Here is a 17,792-nt window from a genome sequence, read left to right as displayed (position 1 = left end):
GTTGCGGCGCCCGCTGCGGGAGATAAGCTCAAGCCTCGAAGCGATGGGGAGGCCAGATGGGCGAGATCGTCAGCGGCGCGCGGCGGCTGGACACCGCCGCCTTGCAGGAGCGCGCGGCGCGGGCGGCGAGCGGGCTGGCCAGCCTCGGCATCGGCCGCGGCGACCTGGTGGCGCTCTATCTGCGCAACGACTTCGCCTTCTTCGAGGCCAGCGCCGCGGCGGGCCTCCTGGGCGCCTATCCGACGCCGGTCAACTGGCACTATACGCCGACGGAGGCGCGCTACCTGTTCGAGAACTCAGGCGCCAAGGCGGTCGTCATCCACGCCGACCTTCTGGCCGGCGTGAGAGACGCCATCCCGGCCGGCGTTGCGGTCCTGGTGGTCGGAACGCCGCCGGAGATCGCCGCGGCCTATGGCGTCGACGCGGAGGCCGCGCGCCCACCCGCCGACCTGCCCGTCTGGGACGAGTGGCTCGCGGGCTTCGAACCCCTGGCCCAGCCGCTCGGCGAGGCGCCGGGCACGGTGATCTACACCTCCGGCACCACCGGCCATCCGAAGGGCGTGCGGCGCGCCCCGCCGACCCCGGAGCAGACGGCGCTGACCGGCCAGATCATCGGCCGCGCCTTCGGCTTCGTGGGCTTCGGGGCGCCGGACGAGATGGTCAGCGTGATGACCGGTCCGATGTACCACTCGGCGCCCAACGCCTACGGCCTGGTCGCCGCGCGGCTGGGCGTGACGATGATCCTCGAGCCGCGCTTCGACCCCGAAGAACTGCTGCAGATGATCGAGCGCCACCGGGTCACGCACCTGCACATGGTGCCGATCATGTTCAACCGGCTGCTCAAGCTTCCGGACGCGGTGAAGGCCAGGTACGACCTCTCCTCCCTGCGCTTCGTGGTCCACGCCGCGGCGCCCTGCCCGGCGCCGATCAAGCGGGCGATGATCGAGTGGTGGGGACCGGTGATCAACGAGTACTACGGCTCGACCGAGACCAGCGCGGTGGTGTTCTGTTCCTCGGAGGACTGGCTCTCGCACCCGGGCACGGTGGGCAAGGCCTGGCCGGAGGCCGAGGTGCGGGTGATCGACGCCGCGGGGAACAGCCTGCCGCCCGGCGAGGTGGGCGAGGTGGTGGCCCGCATCGGCGGCATGGCCGACTTCACCTATCACGGCGACGATCAGAAGCGGCGCGACAGCGAGAAGGCGGGCCTGATCGCGCCCGGAGACGTAGGCTATCTCGACGAGGATGGCTTCCTCTACCTGTGCGACCGGGCCAAGGACATGATCATCTCCGGCGGGGTGAACATCTATCCGGCCGAGATCGAGGGCGAGCTCGCCAAGATGCCGGGCGTCGCCGACTGCGCGGTGTTCGGCATTCCCGACGAGGAGTTCGGCGAGGCGGTCTGCGCGGTGGTGCAGCCGATGCCGGGCGAGACCTTGAGCGAGGCGCAGGTGAAGACTTGGCTGCGCGGCCAGGTGGCGGGCTACAAGGTCCCCAAGCGGGTCGACCTGGCGGCCGAGCTGCCGCGCGAGGACTCGGGGAAGATCTTCAAGCGCAAGCTCAGGGAGCCGTTCTGGGAAGGGCTCGACCGGCGGATCTGAAGGGGGCCTATCCAGTGCATCGGCTATGGGCATGGACGGCGGGGCTCTGCCTCGCGGCGGCGGCGGGCGGCGCGCAGGCGGCCGCCTATGTGCTGGAGCCCGCCGGCGTCTGGACCGCGGGCGATGCGGCGCCGCACGCCGGCTGGGTCGTGGTCGTCGACGGCGAGAAGATCATGGCGGTCGGGCCGAAGGGATCGGTCGCGGCGCCGGCCGGGGCGGAGGTGGTCGTCCTGCCCGGCGAGACCCTGATCCCGGGGCTGATCGAGCTGCACTCGCACCTGCTGCTGCACGCCTACAACGAGACCCTGTGGGACGATCAGGTGCTGAAGGAGCCGCCGGCCTATCGCGTGCTCAGGGCCGGGCGCGATGCGCGGCGCACCCTGATGGCGGGCTTCACCACGACGCGCGACCTCGGCACCGAGGGCGCGGGCGACGCCGACGTCCAGCTGAAGCGGGCGATCGCCGAGGGGATCGTCGAGGGCCCGCGGATGTTCGTGGTGACCCGCGCGATCGTCGCCACCGCCTCCTATGGTCCGAAGAAGGGCTTCCGCGCCGACATGGACCTGCCGCAAGGCGCCCAGGAGGTCTCCGGCGAGGCCGAGGGGATCAAGGCGGTGCGCGAACAGGCGGCCGCCGGCGCCGACTGGATCAAGCTCTACGGCGACTACCGCGTGGGGCCCGACGGCGGCACGCGGCCGACCTTCAGCCAGCACGAGATGGACGTGATGGTCGCCACCGCCCACGACGGCGGCCGGCCGGTGGCGGTGCATGCGGCCAGCGACGAGGGCGTGCGCCGCGCGGTCGTGGCCGGCGCCGACACCATCGAGCACGGCTATGGGACCAGCGAGGCGACCTTCCGGCTGATGAAGGACAAGGGCGCGGCCTATATCCCGACGCTCACTGCGGTCGAGGCGACCGCGACCTACTTCCAGCACTATGTGCCCGGTCAGACCCCGCCGACGCCCTCCATGCGCGAGGCCGAGCGGGCCTTCCGCCTGGCGCTGAAGCTGGGCGTGACCATCGGCATGGGCGGCGACGTGGGGGTCTATCCGCACGGCGAGAACTGGCGCGAGGTGGCCTGGATGGTGAAGGACGGGATGACGCCGGTGCAGGCGCTCACCGCGGCCACCGCTGTCAATGCCAGGATCCTGCGACGGGACGACCTCGGCCACATCGCCCCGGGCGCCCTCGCCGACCTGGCCGCCGTCGCCGGCGATCCGACCCAGGACATCGGTGTGCTGAAGGACGTGCGCTTCGTGATGAAGGGCGGAAAGATCTACCGTCGCGACCCACCATAAGGCCGCTCATCCCGGCGAAAGCCCGGACCCAGATAGATAGCTCAGATTTTGGCTCGATAAGCTCGGAGTCCGTCTCGCCCGCCTCAGAGCTCTGCGATCTGGGTCCCGGCCTTCGCCGGGATGAGCGGACGCTGCGTCGCAAACCAGGGCGTCATCCGGCGGATGGCCTCCTCCACCTCGGGCGTGGAGACCGCGAAGCTGAGGCGGATGAAGTGGCGGCCCTCGACGGGATCGAAGTCGATGCCGGGGGCGGTGGCGACGCCGGTGTCGCGCAGCAGTTGCTTGCAGAAGGCCAGGCTGTCGCCGGTCATATGGCCGACGTCGGCCCAGATGTAGAAGGCGCCGTCCGGCGGGGCGATCTCCTTGAGGCCGAGCGCCGGCAGGGCCTGCAGCAGCCGCTCGCGGTTCCTCGCATAGACCGCCACATTGGCCTGCAACTCCTCGGTCGAATCCATGGCGGCGAGCGCCGCGTGCTGGGCGAGCGACGGCGCGGTCAGGAACAGGTTGCCGACATAGGCGCGCGCCCGTGAGAGATCAGCCTTGGGCGCGACCAGCCAGCCGAGCCGCCAGGGCGCCATGGAGAAGTACTTGGAGAACGAATTGACGATCAGCGCCGAGGGCTCGAACTCCAGCATGGAGTGGGTCGGGCCGGCGTAGCTGAGGCCGTGGTAAATCTCGTCGGAGACGATGCGGATGTTCCGCGCGCGGCAGACTTCGGCGATGGACCTCAGCTCCTCGGGCGGGAGGATTGTCCCGGTCGGGTTGGCCGGGCTCGCGACGATGACGCCGGACGGCGCGGGCTCCAGTTCGGCCAGCGCCCGGGCGGTGAGCTGGAAGCGCTCATTGTGCCCGCAGGCGATCTCCACCGGGACCATGTGCAGCGCGCTCACCGTGTTGCGGTAGGCGACGTAGCCGGGCCGGGCCATGGCGATGCGGGCGCCCGGCTCGAAGCTCGACGACAGCGCCAGCACCAGGGCGGCCGAGGCGCCGCAGGTCATGATCACCTGGCGCGGATCGACCGTGACGCCATAGGTCTCGGCGTAATGGCGGGCGATGCGGCCGGTCAGGGCCGAGCTTTCCCAATAGCCCATGGGGTCGCTGTCGAGCACGCGGTGGGCCGCAGCGATGGCCGCCTTCGGCGCCGGCGTCGATGGCTGGCCGAACTCCATGTGGATGATCGAGGCGCCGCCGGCCTTCAGCTCGTGGGCGAGCACGCTGACGGCGATGGCGTGGAAGGGTGCGATCTCGGCGGGCATCAGGCCGGAACATCTCCGGCCACGGTGGTGCGGTGCATGACGCGCAGGTGGCCGTCGTAGCCGCCCTCGGCGAAGTGCATGGTGCAGCGGTTGTCCCACATGAGCAGCATCTTGGGCCGCCACCTGTGGCGGTAAATGAACTCCTCCTGGGTCATGTGCTGGAAGAGATAGCCCAGGATCGCGGCGCTCTCCTGGGCGGTCATGCCCTCGACGCCGACCGTATAGACCGGCGAGATGAAGAGCGCCTTGCGCCCGGTCACCGGATGGGTTCGCACCAACGGATGGGTCAGGCTCTTGTCGGCCTCCGACGAGGTGATGATCTGCAAGGTCCGCTTCTCGGTCTCCTTGGCGAAGACGCCCTGCGTCCCATAGGCGCGCGTCGCGGAGTGGACGGCGCGCAGGGGGCTGAGCATCTGCTTCATGGCCTCGGACAGGGCGTCGTAGGCCCGGCTGCAGTCGCAGAACAGGGTGTCGCCGCCGACCGGGGGCACGACCTCGGAATGCAGCAGGGTGGCGGCCGGCGGGGTCTTCTGGAAGCTCCAGTCGGAGTGCCAGCCGGCCCCGAAATTGGTCGCCCGCTCGTCCGGCTCGCGGCGCAGCTCGAGCACGTTGGGATGGCCGGGCATGGGCTTGATGAAGGGGTCCTCGCCGAAGGCGCCGATGGCCTGGGTGAAGGCCTCCAGCTGATCGAGCGTCAGGGGCTGGTCGGGAAAGGCCACGACCGAATGGCGGGCCCAGGCGGCCTTCACTTCGGCCAGGACGGCCTTAGATAAGGGACGGGTGAGATCGGGGCCGACGATCTCCGCCCCGAAGCCCGACGGCTGCGCGTGGACCTGCAGCGTCGCGTATAGGCTTTCCGCATCTGCCAGCATCGCCCGGCCTCCCTGCCCCTGCGTCATGCGCGGCGGCTTCTGTAACAGCCGTTTGCCACGGCTAGCCCGAGACTGTAATCGATCCGCGCCATGACTGTTATCGACACCAACGACGACGCCCTTCTGGCCCTGACGCCGGACCACACGGTCAACGCCCGCGAGACGTTCGACGTGGACTTCGACATGCAGGTCCCGGCGTTCACCACGCGCGACCCGCACGTGCCGGACATCGACGAGGCCTACAAGTTCGATCCCGAGACGACGCGAGCGATCTGCGCCGGCTTCGCCCACAACCGCCGCGTGATGGTGCAAGGCTACCACGGCACCGGCAAATCGACCCACATCGAGCAGGTGGCCGCGCGGCTGAACTGGCCGCTGGTGCGGGTGAACCTGGACAGCCACGTCAGCCGCATCGACCTCGTCGGCAAGGACGCCATCGTCCTGAAGGAAGGCAAGCAGGTCACCGAATTCCGCGAAGGCATGCTGCCCTGGGCGATCCAGCGGCCGATCGCGCTGGTGTTCGACGAATACGACGCCGGCCGTCCGGACGTGATGTTCGTGATCCAGCGGGTGCTTGAGGCGCAGGGCAAGCTGACCCTGCTGGACCAGAACCGGGTGATCCGGCCGAACACGCTGTTCCGGCTGTTCTCCACGACCAATACGATCGGGCTCGGCGACACCACGGGGCTCTATCACGGCACCCAGCAGATCAACCAAGGCCAGATGGACCGCTGGTCGATCGTCACCACGCTGAACTACCTGAGCCACGACGTGGAAGCCGAGATCGTGCTGGCCAAGGCGCCGACCTACAACACCGCCGAGGGCCGCCGGACGATCAACGCCATGGTCCGCGTGGCCGACATGACCCGCAACGCCTTCATGAACGGCGACATCTCCACGGTGATGAGCCCGCGCACGGTGATCACCTGGGCCCAGAACGCCGAGATCTTCGGCGGCGACATCGCGCTGGGCTTTAGGATGACCTTCCTGAACAAGTGCGACGAGCTGGAGCGCGGCACGGTGGCCGAGTTCTTCCAGCGCGCCTTCGGCACGGACCTGCCGGAATCGACGGCCCGCGTGCGGGTGGCCTAGCCGCCCGTCTTGCCGCCCTCGCCCTTGCCGGCTGGAAGCTTCAGCGGCTGGATCTTTACCGACGCCGTGCCCTCGTGGGTCATGCCCAGATGCTGGGCCGCCTTGGGCGAGACATCCAGCACCCGATGCTTCGCAAAGGGCCCGCGGTCGGTGACGGTGACGTTCACCGACTTGCCGGTGTCGCGGTTCACGACCTTGGCCTTTGTCCCGAGCGGCAGCGTCCGGCTGGCCGCCGTCAGCCGGCCAGGCTGCGGCCGCTTGCCGTTCGCCGCCTTTCGTCCCGAGGCGGTCGGCCGATAGTAGGACGCGACGCCCGACTGCGCCTTGCCGGAGCGGTCGAGGTGGTGGGTGTGCGCAGCCGATGAGGCGGCCGGCGTCAGGCCTGCCATGCAGAGGGCCCATGCCGCCAGCCGGCGGGTTCGTTCGAAGAGCGCCATTCCGCGGCAACGCCGAATGGCGCGATGCGATCCATGAGGGGGCTCTGGCGCGCGCGCCCGGGTTTGAACCGGTCGGGCGCAGCGCGCGAACCAAGAGGCGCGGAAGCGGGATGACAGGCGGGCTGGCGCGGGCACAATGTTCGCCGACGAGCCGCGGACAACGCGGCCGACCTGGGGAGGGTGCTGAGGATGCGCAGAATCGCGGCGGCCGCGCTGGCGGCGGGAGCTTTGGCGGCGCTGGCCGGCGCGGCGCTTGCGCAGCCCGCAGCGACGCCGAAGCCCGGCTATGTGGTGCCGCCGGAGAACTCGGCTGGGCTCTATCCGGTGAGCGGGGAGCCGATCTTCAAGGCCCGCTGCGCGCAGTGCCACGAGCCCGCGGTCGGCCGCGCGCCGACCCGCCAGCAGCTGGCCGGGCGCGGGCCGGAAGAGGTCTATGACGCACTCACCGGTGGGGCGATGAAGCCGATGGCGCAGGGGCTCTCGGAGGCTGAGCTCTATGGCGTGGTGCGCTTCGTCACCGGCAAGTCGCCGACGCCGAACGTGGCGGCGGGACCCGACCCGAACCCTTGTCGCGGTCATGCGCCGCTGAGCCCCCGCGGGCCGTGGTGGACCGGCTGGGGCCGCGACCTGGCCAACAGCCGCTACCAGCCGGAGCCCGGCCTGAAGGCCGCCGACCTCGGCCGTCTGAAGCCCAAGTGGGCCTTCGCCTATCCGGGCACCAAGAACAGCGAGCCGATGGTGTTCGCGGGCCGCGTCTACGCCGCCTCCATGGCCGGCAAGCTTTATGCGCTGGATGCGGCCACCGGCTGCGTCCACTGGCGCTTCGACTTCCACGGCGGAGCGCGCGCCTCCATGAGCGTGGGGCGCAATGCGAGGGCGGCCTCCGGCTGGGCGGTTTATCTCGGTGACGACCGGATGGTGATGCGGGCGCTGGACGCGGCGTCCGGCAAGCCCATCTGGGAGACCAAGGTGGGCGACCATCCGGTGGGCCGGATCACCGGCTCGCCGGCGCTCTACAAGGACGTGCTCTATGTGCCGCTGTCAGCCTCGGAGGAGAGCCAGGGCAACGTCGGGGCCTACGGCTGCTGCACCTTCATCGGGACGGTCGCCGCCGTGGACGCGATCACAGGCAAGCTGAAGTGGAGCCGGACGATCCTGGACGAGCAGGCCCATCCGACGCGCAAGAACGCGGCGGGGACCCAGATGTACGGGCCGGCCGGCGGGGCGCTGTGGAGCGCGCCGACCATCGATGGCAAGCGCGGCCAGCTCTATGTGGCGAGCGGCGACAGCTATACCGAGGTTCCGCACCCGACGTCGGACGCGGTGATCGCCATGGATCTCGCCACCGGCAAGGTGCGCTGGGCCAATCAGGTGCTGGCGGCCGACAACTATGTGACGGGGACGGTGAACGGGCCGCTGGGGACGCGGGGGCCGGATTACGATTTCGGGTCCTCGCCGATGCTGGTGCATGCGGGCGGGCGCGACCTGGTGGTCACCGGCAACAAGTCCTCGATCGTCTACGCCATGGATCCCGACACCGGGCGCACTGTCTGGGCGACGCCGAAGCTCGGCAGCGGCAGCGCCAGCGGCGGGGTGGAATGGGGCACGGCGACCGACGGCAAGGTGCTCTATGCGCCGCTGGCCGATCCGCCGTCGCGCGGGCGCCCCGGCCTGGTGGCGCTGGACCTGGCGACGGGAGCGGAGCTCTGGCGGTTCGAGAGTCCCAAGGGCCTCGCCTGCAACGTACCCTCCGGCCGCTGCCAGCCGGGCTTCGCCCAGGCGGCGACGGCGATCCCGGGCGCAGTGTTCGTGGGCGCCGAGGACGGACGGCTGCGGGCGTTCTCGACGGACGGAAAGCTGCTCTGGGAGTACGACGCGACCACGCCGCTCGACACCGTCAATGGGGTCAAGCAGGCGCCCGGCGGGTCGCTGGCCATGGGCGGGCCGACGGTGGCCGGCGGGATGGTCTTCCTGCACTCCGGCTACAACGGCAGCGCCGGAGCGCGGAACCTGCTGATCGCGTTTTCGGTGGATGGACGGTGAGGTCGCTCTCCCCTGGATGCCGCAAAATAGCTGGACCGTCCGGCGGCCGCGCGCGATCCTGCGGGCATAGCTGACTAGAGAATTTCCAGGGGGGATCCATGCTTCAGAAGACATTGGCCGCGCTTGCCTTGAGCGCCGGAATGACGCTGGCCGCCGCCAGCGGCGCGAGTGCGCAGGACACGCCGAAGAACGACTATTCCAAGGACGCCGCCTGGCTGTGCCGGCCGGGCAAGACCGATGGCAACGCCTGCGGCTATGACCTGACGACCACCGTGGTGCAGGCGAGTGGCAAGGAGAGCGTCGAGCACTTCAAGGCCGACCCGAGGGCGCCGATCGACTGTTTCTACGTCTATCCGACGGTGTCGAACGACCCGGGCGTGGTGTCGGACATGAACCCCGGCCCCGAGGAAGTGAACGTGGTGAAGGTGCAGTTCGCCAGGCTCGGCGCCAAGTGCCGGCTGTTCGCGCCCCTGTACCGCCAGGTGACCCTGACCGCCCTGCGGGCCGGCATGGGCGGCAAGCCCCTGCCCGGCCAGAGCGATCCCAAGTGGCGCAAGCTCGGCTATGACGACGTGGTCGACGCCTGGAACTACTACCTGGCGCACGACAACCACGGGCGCGGCGTGGTGCTGGTCGGTCACTCCCAGGGCTCGGGCGTGCTGACCCAGGTGATCAAGAACGAGATCGACGGCAAGCCGGTGCAGAAGAAGCTGGTCTCGGCGATCCTGATGGGCACCCGGCTGCCGGTGGACGCGGGCAAGGACACCGGGCTTTTCCAGCATATTCCCCTTTGTCGCCAGAGCCGCCAGACCGGCTGCGTCATCGCCTATGCGAGCTTCCGCGACACCGTCCCGCCGCCGGCCAACAGCCTGTTCGGCAAGGCGGAGGGTGGGCGCATCGCGGCCTGCACCAACCCGGCGAACCTGGCGGCGGGCGGCAAGGGCGTCTTCCACGCCTATATGTCGAACACCCAGATCGCCAACTCCGCCGCCCAGCAGCAGCCGTGGGTGAAGGGCCAGCCGAACCCCAAGACGCCCTTCGTGTCCGTGCCCGGCCTGCTCACCGGCCAGTGCGTGGAGAAGAACGGCTTCTCCTATCTCGAGGTGCATGTGAACGCCGATCCGGCCGACCCGCGCGCCGACGACATCGTGGGCGACGTGGTCCAGAACGGCCAGGTGAACCCCGCCTGGGGCCTGCACCTGATCGACGCCAACCTGGCCATGGGCAATCTGGTGACCATCGTCGGCGAGGAGTCGAAGGCCTATCTCGCGAAGGGGAAGAAGTAGGGGCGAAGAGCCCTCTCCCCCTTGCGGGGAGGGGTTGTCCCAACAGAACGCCCGCCGCGGTGGAGCCGGGGCGGGCGTCTGCATTGTCAGACGGCAGGTCGGCTAGTCGCCGGCCACCTTGCGTCCGGCCATGAAGCCGAGGACCAGGAAGACCAGGAAGCCCACCAGGAACAGGAAGAACAGGATCTTCGCGATGCCGGCCGCCGCGCCGGCGACGCCGCCGAAGCCGAGACCGCCGGCGATGAGGGCCACCACCGCAAAGATCAGAGCCCACTTGAGCATGTCGCTCTCCTTCAACTCAGAGGCCCTTCAGACCTCCGCGCCCTAACGCCGCCCCGGCCAAGCCTGTTCCTGGCCTCACCGGTTCGTGTGCTTCGCGCAGAAAGCTTGTTTCACCGAGCGGCCGTGCTGATCTAAGACGGACCCCGAGATGGCCAAGAACCCCGAAAGCCCCCTGGAGCCCTTCAAGCGCGCGCTGGCCAATGCCGCGCGCTCGCTGGCCGAGACGCCCGACCTGGAGATCGTCTATTCCGGCGAGGGGCCCCAGCTGTCGGGCAAGCGCGCGGTGCTGCCGCATCCGCCCAGGGACCTGACGCCGATCGACGCGGCGCGGATCCGCGGCCTCGCCGACCAGATGGCGCTGCGCCTGGCGCACCACGACGAGGGCGTCCACGCCAAGGGCCGGCCTGCCTCGGCGGGCGGGGCGCCGATCTATGACGCCATCGAAACCGCGCGCATCGAGGCGATCGGCGCCAATGCCCTGGGCGGGGTGCGCCTGAACCTTGCGGCGGTGATCGAGCAGTCCTGGGCCAAGCGCGCGTTCAACCAGATCGAGGCGCTGGCCAATCCGCCGCTGGCCGACGTGGTGGGCCTGATGGTGCGCGAACGGCTGACCGGCGAGAAGCCGCCGGCCATGGCCCAGCCGGTGATCGAGCTGTTCCGCGACGAGGTGGAGGCCAAGGCCGGCGCCGACCTCGACCGGCTGGCCGCCTCGGTCGAGGACCAGAAGGCCTATTCGCGGATCGCACGCGCCATCCTGCGCGACCTGAAGATGGGCGACGATCTCTCCGACGCCCCCGACCAGTCCGACGAGTCGGACGAGGGCGAAGAGGGCGATCCCGACGCCTCGGACCAGAACGAGGACGGCGACGGCGAGGGCCAGTCCCCGCAGCAGAGCGCCCTGGACGAGGACGAGGCGAGCCATCGCGAGAGCGAGGACGCCGACAGCCAGATGATGCAGGCCGACGAGGACCCCGACGCCCAGGAGAGCGACGAGCCGCCGGACATGGGCGATGGCGAACAGCCGGCCCGGCCGGAGTTCACCGGCGAGGGCAAGGTCGTCACCTACAAGGTCTTCACCACCGCCCACGACGAGATCGTGGCGGCCGAGGAGCTGTGCCACGCCGAGGAACTGACGAGGCTTCGGGCCTACCTCGACCAGCAGCTGGCGAGCCTGTCGAATGTCGTGTCGCGGCTGGCCAACCGGCTGCAGCGCAAGCTGCTGGCCCAGCAGAACCGCACCTGGAGCTTCGACCTGGAGGAAGGCGTGCTGGACGTGGCGCGCCTGACGCGGGTGATCACCGACCCCACCGCGCCGCTCAGCTTCAAGGAAGAGGCCGACACCGAGTTCCGCGACACGGTGGTGACCATATTGATCGACAATTCCGGCTCCATGCGGGGCCGGCCGATCATGGTGGCCGCGGTCTGCGCCGACATCCTGGCCAGGACGCTCGAGCGCTGCGGCGTCAAGACCGAGATCCTGGGCTTCACCACCCGGGCCTGGAAGGGCGGCCAGGCGCGCGAGGACTGGCTGAAGGCCGGCAAGCCGCCGCAGCCCGGCCGGCTGAACGACCTGCGCCACATCATCTACAAGGCCGCCGATGCGCCCTGGCGGCGCGCGCGGCGCAACCTCGGCCTGATGATGCGCGAGGGGCTGCTCAAGGAGAACATCGACGGCGAGGCCCTGATGTGGGCGCACCAGCGGCTGATCGGCCGGCCCGAGCAGCGGCGCATCCTGATGGTGATCTCCGACGGGGCGCCGGTGGACGATTCGACGCTCAGCGTGAACTCCGGCCACTATCTGGAGCGCCACCTGCGCGAGGTGATCGCCGAGGTGGAGGGGCGCAGCCCCGTGCAGCTGATCGCCATCGGCATCGGCCACGACGTGACCCGCTACTATCGCCGCGCGGTGACCATCGTCGACGTGGAGCAGCTGGCCGGCGCCATCACCGACCAGCTGGCCGAACTGTTCAACGAGGAGCCGGAGCGGATGACGCGCCGCTCGGCCGGTCTGCTGCAGCCGCCGCCGAACACCGAGGGGCCAAAACCCTCCATGCGCCGCTCGACCTTCAAGGAAGTGCGCCGGGCGGTGGCCTGACCCCCCGCTCAAGGGAGGAACTTAGGAGCGATCATGCGGCAAGACGTGACCATCCCCACGCCCGACGGAGACATGCGCGCCTTCGTCTTCACACCGGACGCAGGACAGGGGCCCTGGCCCGCGGCGATCATGTTCATGGACGCGCCGGCGATCCGGCCGGCCCTGTTCGAGATGGGCGAGCGGCTGGCCAAGGCCGGCTACTATGTGCTGCTGCCGGACCTGTTCTGGCGGGCCGGACCCTACGATCCGCCGGACATCAAGGCCGCTCGGGCGGGCGATCCGGAGGCGGTCGCCCTGTTCCAGAAACTGCGCGGCTCGACGGGCGCGGGGCGGCAGATGACAGACACCAAGGCCTGCCTGGACTTCCTCGACAGCCAGCCGCGCGCGGCCGCCGACAAGGTGGGTGTGACGGGCTATTGCATGGGCGGCGGCATCGCGCTGCGGGCGGCCGGGACCTTCCCCGACCGGATCGCCGCGGCGGCCAGCTTCCACGGCGGCAACATGGCCACCGACGACGAGAAGAGCCCGCACCGCCTGGCGCCGGCCATCAAGGCGAAACTCCTGATCGCCGGGGCCGACGAGGACAGCGGCTTCCCGCCCGAGCAGTGCGACCGGCTGGCGGCGGCGCTGAAGGCGGCGGGCGTCGACGCCGAGGTCTCGATCTGGAAGGGCGCCAAGCACGGCTGGGTGCCCACCGACATGGCGGTGCACAACCCGCAGGCCGCCGAGCGTCACTGGCGCGAGCTGATCGCGCTGTTCGACGGGGCGCTGAAGGAAAAGGCGACGGCTTAGTTGCGAGGCTTCGCCTTGCAATCGTACAATTTTATGTACATATTGCCGGGTGGAGGCTCCGCATGAAGGTGCTCAACTATTCTGACACGCGCGCCCGCCTGAAGGACGTGATGGATCAGGTCGTGGAGGACCGCACGCCTGTCGTCGTCACGCGCAAGCGGGGTGAGGCGGTGGTGATGGTCTCGCTCGCCGACTGGAACGCCATGGAGGAGACTCTCCACCTGATGTCTCAGCCGGCCAACGCCCACCGCCTGACCGAGGCGATCCGGCAATTGGAGGCCGACGGCGGATCGGAACACGACCTGATCGAGGCATGAAGCTGGTCTTCGCCGACCCCGCCTGGGAGGATTACCTCCATTGGCAGGCGACGGATCCCACCACCTTGGAGCGGCTGAACACCCTGATCCGCGAGTGCATGCGCTCGCCGTTCAAGGGCGTCGGAAAGCCGGAGCCGCTGCGTGGGGACTTGCAAGGGTGGTGGTCGCGCCGGATCACCCTGGAGGACCGGCTCGTCTATCGGGTGAGCGGCAAGGGGGCGGCCCAGCAACTGGAGATCGCCCAGTGCCGCTTCCACTACTGACGACATGAAAAAGGCCGCCCATGAGGGCGGCCTCTTCGGAACGACCGCGTGAAGCTGCTTAAGCCGCCGGTTGCTCGGCGAGCTTGGCCTTCAGCTGGCGCTTGATCTTCAGCGCGCGCGGGGAAAGGTCCTCGTCGCTGGCCTTCAGCAGGAAGGGGTCGAGGCCGCCGCGGAAGTCGAGCGTGCGCAGGGCCGCATTGGTGATGCGCAGACGGAAGGTCTGGCCCAGCGCGTCGGACTGCAGGCTGGCGGGCGACAGCGCCGGCAGGAAGCGGCGCTTGGTCTTGATGTTCGAGTGACTCACGTTGTGGCCGACCAGCGGCCCGACACCCGTGAGTTCGCAACGGCGCGACATAGCGAAAGACCTTCGCGGAAATTGGGACAGCGGGTCCAGACCCGCGGGAGCGGGCGATATAGAGGAAGGCCCGCCTCCGCGTCAAGGCGAGGCCGGGCTCTCTCTTGGTCGCCCAGCCGGACGCGGAAGCGGCGCCGACCTTCGCCGGCGGTCGCTTCGAGCCTCGCGGTTGTGGCCGATTGGCTTTCAGATACAATATGTTGCGGTGAACAAAAGCCGAATCGCGCCGAGTCAGTGATTCGGTCATGCTTTGTTGCGCCCGCGTTCCTTCGAATGTGGTGGTCGGGCTAGGATCGCGGCATGTACGGCATCCTGTGCGCCACCCCCGAAGAGCTGGCCGCCCTGCGGGCCCGCCTGCGGCTCGACCCGAAGCCGGAGATCCACGGGCCGACCCGGGTCTGGCGCGGGACCCACGACGGCGAGGCCCTGGTGCTGGCGCAGATGGGCATCGGCAAGGTCAATGCGGCGGCCGCGGCCACCCTGCTCCTGGCCCTGTTCGAGGTGAAGGCGCTGATCTGCTCGGGCGTGGCGGGGGGCCTGAGCCCCGACCTGCCGGTGGGCTCGGTGCTGTTGGCGCAGCGGCTGGCGATCCACGACTACGGCGTGGTGGCGGGCCGGCGGTTCACCCCGACGGCCTCGGGCCAGATCCCGATCGGGGCGCCGGAGCTGACGGCCCTGCCGGCGGTGCGGCCGGAGGTGGCGGCCGCCTTGGCGCGGCTGCAGGCGGCGGTGGCCGACAAGCTCGGCCATCCGGTGCGGCGCGGCGGCGTCGTGACCGCCGACTATTTCCTGAACTGCGCGGAGACCCGCGACGAGCTGCACGCCCGCTTTGGCGCCGACGCCATCGACATGGAGTCGGGCGCGATCCACCAGGTGGCCGAAGCCTGGGACCGGCCCCTTTACGTGATCCGCACCCTCTCCGACCTGGCGGGCGCGGAGAGCCACGTGACCTATGGCCAGATGGCCCTGATGGCGGCGCAGAACTCGGCGCTGTGCGTGGGCGAACTGCTGGCGATCCTGAAAGGCGGCGTGGACGGGCTGGAAACGGCGCCCTAGTCTCCATCGTCCCTTGAGTTCGCATCGGGACGCACCCCTCTCATGACCGTACCGTCCGCCGTCGCCGAGCAGTTGCGCGCCCTGCTGGACCGGGCCCACGCCCCCTATTCCCGTGTCCAGGTGGCCGCCGCGGTCGAGGGGCCGGACGGCGAGGTCCACTACGGCGTCAACGTCGAGAACGCGGCCTATCCGCAAGGCTGGTGCGCGGAGGCCTCGGCGATCGGGGCGGCGGTCAGCGCCGGCCACAAGGCCATCGCCCGGGTCTATGTGTCGTCGAACCTGCCGGAGCTGGTCTGGCCCTGCGGCGGCTGCCGGCAGAAGATCTTCGAGTTCGCCCAGGCCGGTTGCGAGGTGGTGACGCTGACCCCCGACGGGCGCACCGACAGCCGCACGATCGAGCAATTGCTGCCCATGGGCTTCCGGCTGGATCCGACGCCGCACAGGTCCTGACATTCGGCGCGCCGCGACCTGCGGCCTCGCTTGTCCGACTCTGAGACGGGCCCCATGTTCAATCCATGAGCGTCCTGGCCACCGGGGCGGCGCCGCCGAGGCTCGTGGCGGCGCTGGGGCCCACCAACACCGGCAAGACCCACCTGGCCGTGGAGCGGATGCTGGGCCACGCCTCGGGCATGATCGGCCTGCCGTTGCGGCTCCTGGCCCGCGAGATCTACGACCGGGTGGCCAAGGCCCGCGGGCCCCGCTCGGTGGCCCTGATCACCGGCGAGGAGAAGATCATCCCGCCCCGGGCGCAGTATTTCGTCTGCACGGTGGAGGCCATGCCCCTGTCGCGCCAGGTGGAGTTCCTGGCGGTGGACGAGATCCAGCTCGCCGCCGACGCCGAGCGCGGCCACATCTTCACCCACCGGCTGCTGCATGCGCGCGGGACGGCGGAGACCATGCTGCTGGGCGCCGGGACCATGGCGCCCCTGGTGCGCCGGCTGCTGCCGCACGCCGAGATCGTGACCCGCGAGCGGTTCTCGCACCTGACCTATTCGGGACCCAAGAAGCTGACGCGCCTGCCCCGGCGCTCGGCGGTCGTCGCCTTCTCCGCCGACCAGGTCTACGCCATCGCCGAACTGATCCGCCGCCAGCGAGGCGGGGCGGCGGTGGTGATGGGTAGCTTGAGTCCCCGCACCCGCAACGCCCAGGTCGAGCTCTACCAGTCCGGGGAGGTCGACTTCCTGGTGGCCACCGACGCCATCGGCATGGGGCTGAACATGGACGTCGACCATGTGGCCTTCGCGGGCCTCGCCAAGTTCGACGGCCACCGCAACCGCGCGCTGACTCCACAAGAGGTGGGCCAGATCGCCGGCCGCGCCGGCCGCTTCCAGCGCGACGGGACCTTCGGCGTCACCGGCGAATGCGAGGACATGGACCCCGACCTGGCGCAGGCGGTGGAGGAGCACCGCTTCCAGCCGATCGCCGGAGCCGAGTGGCGCAATCCGCAGATCGACTTCTCGTCGCTCGCCAACCTGATGCGCGGCTTGAGCGCGCCGCCGAACCGCGACGGGTTGAGGTTGGCGGCCGAGGCGCTGGACGAGGTGACGCTGAAGAGGCTCGCCGAGGACCCCGAGGTGGTGGAGCGCGCCCGCGACCGCGCAGCCCTGATCAAGCTGTGGGACGTCTGCCAGACGCCGGATTTCCGCAAGGTCGCCACCGACGACCACGTGCGGCTGGCCCGGGACTTCTTCTTCCACCTGACCGCCGGGCGCCATCGCATCCCCGACGACTGGATCGCCAAGCAGTACGCCCACCTGGACCGCACCGAGGGCGAGATCGATGCGCTGGCCGCCCGCCTGGCGAGCGTGCGGACCCTGGCCTATGTGGCCAACCGGCCCGACTGGCTGGCCGATCCGGCGGAGTGGCAAGGCAAGACGAGGGGGCTGGAGGACCGGCTGTCGGACACCCTGCACGAGAAGCTGATGGCCCGCTTCGTCGACCGGCGGACCAGCGCCCTGATGCGGGGTCTGCGGGTGCGCGACGACCTGCTGGCCGGCGTCGCCGCCGACGGGGCGGTGACCGTCGAGGGCCACTATGTCGGCAAGCTGGCGGGCGTCAGCTTCGAGGCCGTGCATGGGGCGACGGTGCTTGAGGAGAAGGCGCTGAGGGCCGCCGCCCGCCAGGCGCTGGGGCCGGAGATCGCGCGCCGGCTGGGCCGGCTCGCCGCTGAGCCGGATGAGGCGTTCGCCCTGACGCCGGACGGCGTGGTGCTGTGGCGCGGCGAGGCGGTGGGCGCGCTGGCCGGCGGACAGGCCGCCCAGCCGCGCGTGCGGCTCTATGGCGACCTCGGCCACGCGGCGGCCCGCGAGCGGGCGGCGCACCGGCTGGGGGCCTTCGTGGCCGGCGAAGGCGGCAAACGGCTCGGCGCCCTGCGCAAGCTGGAAGCCGCGGTTGCGGACGGCCGGATCAAGGGCCTGGCCCGCGGCCTCGCCTATCGGCTGATCGAGAACGGCGGGGTGCTGGACCGCGGCCAGGTGCGCGCCGAGGTGAAGGCGCTGAGCCAGGTGGAGCGGCGCACCCTGCGGGGCCTGGGCGTGCGGCTGGGGGCGTTTTCGCTGTTCATGCCGGCCTTGCTGAAGCCCCAGGCGCGCGCACTCGCCCAGGCCTTCGCGGCGCGCGAGACGCCGGACTGGCGACCGCTCGCCGACCGCCCAGGACCCCTGCCGCCAGGCGGCGCCGTGCGCGCGCTCTCGGCCCATGGGCTGCTGGCGGTGGGCGGTCTGGCGGTCCCCGTGGAGCAACTGGAGCGG

17 protein-coding genes are annotated in these 17,792 nt (G+C 70.2%); 12 read left to right on the top strand and 5 right to left on the bottom strand.

Going from position 1 to position 17,792, the window contains the following annotated elements:
* Positions 1 to 56 precede the first annotated feature (56 nt).
* Together VGT80_RS10010 and VGT80_RS10005 are read left to right on the top strand one after the other, a co-directional pair.
* Positions 57 to 1,598 carry an acyl-CoA synthetase gene (locus tag VGT80_RS10010; protein ID WP_327455333.1) on the top strand — a complete coding sequence of 514 codons (1,542 nt, stop codon included), beginning with the start codon at positions 57 to 59 and terminating at the stop codon, positions 1,596 to 1,598.
* A 14-nt stretch (positions 1,599 to 1,612) separates the two neighbouring features.
* Complete coding sequence (locus VGT80_RS10005; RefSeq protein WP_327455332.1) at positions 1,613 to 2,896, top strand: amidohydrolase family protein; 1,284 nt, start codon at positions 1,613 to 1,615, stop codon at positions 2,894 to 2,896.
* An 83-nt stretch (positions 2,897 to 2,979) separates the two neighbouring features.
* Here VGT80_RS10005 and VGT80_RS10000 read toward each other — a convergent pair whose 3' ends face one another.
* Entirely contained in the window at positions 2,980 to 4,152 is a 1,173-nt protein-coding gene (locus VGT80_RS10000; protein WP_327455331.1) for a pyridoxal phosphate-dependent aminotransferase, read from the bottom strand.
* Complete coding sequence (locus tag VGT80_RS09995; RefSeq protein ID WP_327455329.1) at positions 4,152 to 5,024, bottom strand: TauD/TfdA family dioxygenase; 873 nt, start codon at positions 5,022 to 5,024, stop codon at positions 4,152 to 4,154. The genes VGT80_RS10000 and VGT80_RS09995 overlap by 1 nt, the downstream gene beginning before the upstream one ends.
* Positions 5,025 to 5,114: 90 nt before the next feature.
* Here VGT80_RS09995 and cobS point away from each other — a divergent pair, with 90 nt between their 5' ends.
* The gene (gene cobS, locus VGT80_RS09990) at positions 5,115 to 6,116 is read left to right on the top strand and encodes a cobaltochelatase subunit CobS (protein WP_327455328.1); all 1,002 of its coding nucleotides are present in this window, start codon (positions 5,115 to 5,117) and stop codon (positions 6,114 to 6,116) included.
* Here the strand turns inward: cobS and VGT80_RS09985 are convergent.
* A complete protein-coding gene (locus tag VGT80_RS09985; protein ID WP_327455326.1) occupies positions 6,113 to 6,553 on the bottom strand; it encodes a septal ring lytic transglycosylase RlpA family protein in 441 nt (146 codons plus the stop codon). The two genes, cobS and VGT80_RS09985, sit on opposite strands and share 4 nt — an antisense overlap.
* Before the next feature lie 189 nt (positions 6,554 to 6,742).
* On the opposite strand from VGT80_RS09985, the gene VGT80_RS09980 reads away from it, so the two are divergent.
* A complete protein-coding gene (locus VGT80_RS09980) occupies positions 6,743 to 8,596 on the top strand; it encodes a PQQ-binding-like beta-propeller repeat protein (RefSeq protein WP_327455324.1) in 1,854 nt (617 codons plus the stop codon).
* A gap of 140 nt (positions 8,597 to 8,736) precedes the next feature.
* Complete coding sequence (locus VGT80_RS09975; protein WP_327455322.1) at positions 8,737 to 9,882, top strand: DUF3089 domain-containing protein; 1,146 nt, start codon at positions 8,737 to 8,739, stop codon at positions 9,880 to 9,882.
* Between the two features lie 102 nt (positions 9,883 to 9,984).
* On the opposite strand, the gene VGT80_RS09970 is transcribed toward VGT80_RS09975, so the two are convergent.
* On the bottom strand, positions 9,985 to 10,164 hold the full coding sequence (locus VGT80_RS09970) for a DUF1328 family protein (protein WP_327455320.1): 180 nt from the start codon (positions 10,162 to 10,164) through the stop codon (positions 9,985 to 9,987).
* Between the two features lie 148 nt (positions 10,165 to 10,312).
* Between VGT80_RS09970 and cobT the strand changes: the two genes are divergently transcribed.
* From cobT to VGT80_RS09950, 4 genes are all read left to right on the top strand, one after another.
* Positions 10,313 to 12,259, top strand: a complete 1,947-nt coding sequence (cobT, locus tag VGT80_RS09965) for a cobaltochelatase subunit CobT (RefSeq protein ID WP_327455318.1) — start codon at positions 10,313 to 10,315, stop codon at positions 12,257 to 12,259.
* A gap of 33 nt (positions 12,260 to 12,292) precedes the next feature.
* Complete coding sequence (locus VGT80_RS09960) at positions 12,293 to 13,051, top strand: dienelactone hydrolase family protein (RefSeq protein WP_327455316.1); 759 nt, start codon at positions 12,293 to 12,295, stop codon at positions 13,049 to 13,051.
* A gap of 62 nt (positions 13,052 to 13,113) precedes the next feature.
* Positions 13,114 to 13,368 (top strand): type II toxin-antitoxin system prevent-host-death family antitoxin, encoded by a 255-nt coding sequence (locus VGT80_RS09955; protein ID WP_327455314.1) that lies wholly within the window; start codon positions 13,114 to 13,116, stop codon positions 13,366 to 13,368.
* Positions 13,365 to 13,631 carry a Txe/YoeB family addiction module toxin gene (locus VGT80_RS09950; RefSeq protein WP_327455311.1) on the top strand — a complete coding sequence of 89 codons (267 nt, stop codon included), beginning with the start codon at positions 13,365 to 13,367 and terminating at the stop codon, positions 13,629 to 13,631. The genes VGT80_RS09955 and VGT80_RS09950 overlap by 4 nt, the downstream gene beginning before the upstream one ends.
* Positions 13,632 to 13,689: 58 nt before the next feature.
* On the opposite strand, the gene rpmB is transcribed toward VGT80_RS09950, so the two are convergent.
* Positions 13,690 to 13,986, bottom strand: a complete 297-nt coding sequence (rpmB, locus tag VGT80_RS09945) for a 50S ribosomal protein L28 (protein ID WP_327455310.1) — start codon at positions 13,984 to 13,986, stop codon at positions 13,690 to 13,692.
* A gap of 300 nt (positions 13,987 to 14,286) precedes the next feature.
* Here rpmB and mtnN point away from each other — a divergent pair, with 300 nt between their 5' ends.
* The 3 genes from mtnN to VGT80_RS09930 all read left to right on the top strand — a co-directional run.
* On the top strand, positions 14,287 to 15,042 hold the full coding sequence (gene mtnN / locus VGT80_RS09940; RefSeq protein WP_327455308.1) for a 5'-methylthioadenosine/S-adenosylhomocysteine nucleosidase: 756 nt from the start codon (positions 14,287 to 14,289) through the stop codon (positions 15,040 to 15,042).
* Between the two features lie 42 nt (positions 15,043 to 15,084).
* A complete protein-coding gene (gene cdd / locus VGT80_RS09935; RefSeq protein ID WP_327455306.1) occupies positions 15,085 to 15,492 on the top strand; it encodes a cytidine deaminase in 408 nt (135 codons plus the stop codon).
* A 65-nt stretch (positions 15,493 to 15,557) separates the two neighbouring features.
* On the top strand, positions 15,558 to 17,792 hold a 2,235-nt coding region (locus tag VGT80_RS09930; RefSeq protein ID WP_327455304.1), incomplete at its 3' end, for a helicase-related protein.

The organism is Phenylobacterium sp. (assembly GCF_035944335.1).
GTDB lineage: Bacteria > Pseudomonadota > Alphaproteobacteria > Caulobacterales > Caulobacteraceae > Phenylobacterium.
This window is presented reverse-complemented; position numbering and strand designations above follow the sequence as displayed.

Bases quoted from the DNA above. Each gene is read 5' to 3' on its own strand.
- VGT80_RS10010 (WP_327455333.1), top strand. From the start codon at position 57: ATGGGCGAGATCGTCAGCGGCGCGCGGCGGCTGGACACCGCCGCCTTG.
- VGT80_RS10000 (WP_327455331.1), bottom strand. From the start codon at position 4,152: ATGCCCGCCGAGATCGCACCCTTCCACGCCATCGCCGTCAGCGTGCTC.
- VGT80_RS09995 (WP_327455329.1), bottom strand. From the start codon at position 5,024: ATGCTGGCAGATGCGGAAAGCCTATACGCGACGCTGCAGGTCCACGCG.
- cobS (WP_327455328.1), top strand. From the start codon at position 5,115: ATGACTGTTATCGACACCAACGACGACGCCCTTCTGGCCCTGACGCCG.
- VGT80_RS09985 (WP_327455326.1), bottom strand. From the start codon at position 6,553: ATGGCGCTCTTCGAACGAACCCGCCGGCTGGCGGCATGGGCCCTCTGC.
- VGT80_RS09980 (WP_327455324.1), top strand. From the start codon at position 6,743: ATGCGCAGAATCGCGGCGGCCGCGCTGGCGGCGGGAGCTTTGGCGGCG.
- VGT80_RS09975 (WP_327455322.1), top strand. From the start codon at position 8,737: ATGACGCTGGCCGCCGCCAGCGGCGCGAGTGCGCAGGACACGCCGAAG.
- VGT80_RS09970 (WP_327455320.1), bottom strand. From the start codon at position 10,164: ATGCTCAAGTGGGCTCTGATCTTTGCGGTGGTGGCCCTCATCGCCGGC.
- cobT (WP_327455318.1), top strand. From the start codon at position 10,313: ATGGCCAAGAACCCCGAAAGCCCCCTGGAGCCCTTCAAGCGCGCGCTG.
- VGT80_RS09960 (WP_327455316.1), top strand. From the start codon at position 12,293: ATGCGGCAAGACGTGACCATCCCCACGCCCGACGGAGACATGCGCGCC.
- VGT80_RS09955 (WP_327455314.1), top strand. From the start codon at position 13,114: ATGAAGGTGCTCAACTATTCTGACACGCGCGCCCGCCTGAAGGACGTG.
- VGT80_RS09950 (WP_327455311.1), top strand. From the start codon at position 13,365: ATGAAGCTGGTCTTCGCCGACCCCGCCTGGGAGGATTACCTCCATTGG.
- rpmB (WP_327455310.1), bottom strand. From the start codon at position 13,986: ATGTCGCGCCGTTGCGAACTCACGGGTGTCGGGCCGCTGGTCGGCCAC.
- mtnN (WP_327455308.1), top strand. From the start codon at position 14,287: ATGTACGGCATCCTGTGCGCCACCCCCGAAGAGCTGGCCGCCCTGCGG.
- cdd (WP_327455306.1), top strand. From the start codon at position 15,085: ATGACCGTACCGTCCGCCGTCGCCGAGCAGTTGCGCGCCCTGCTGGAC.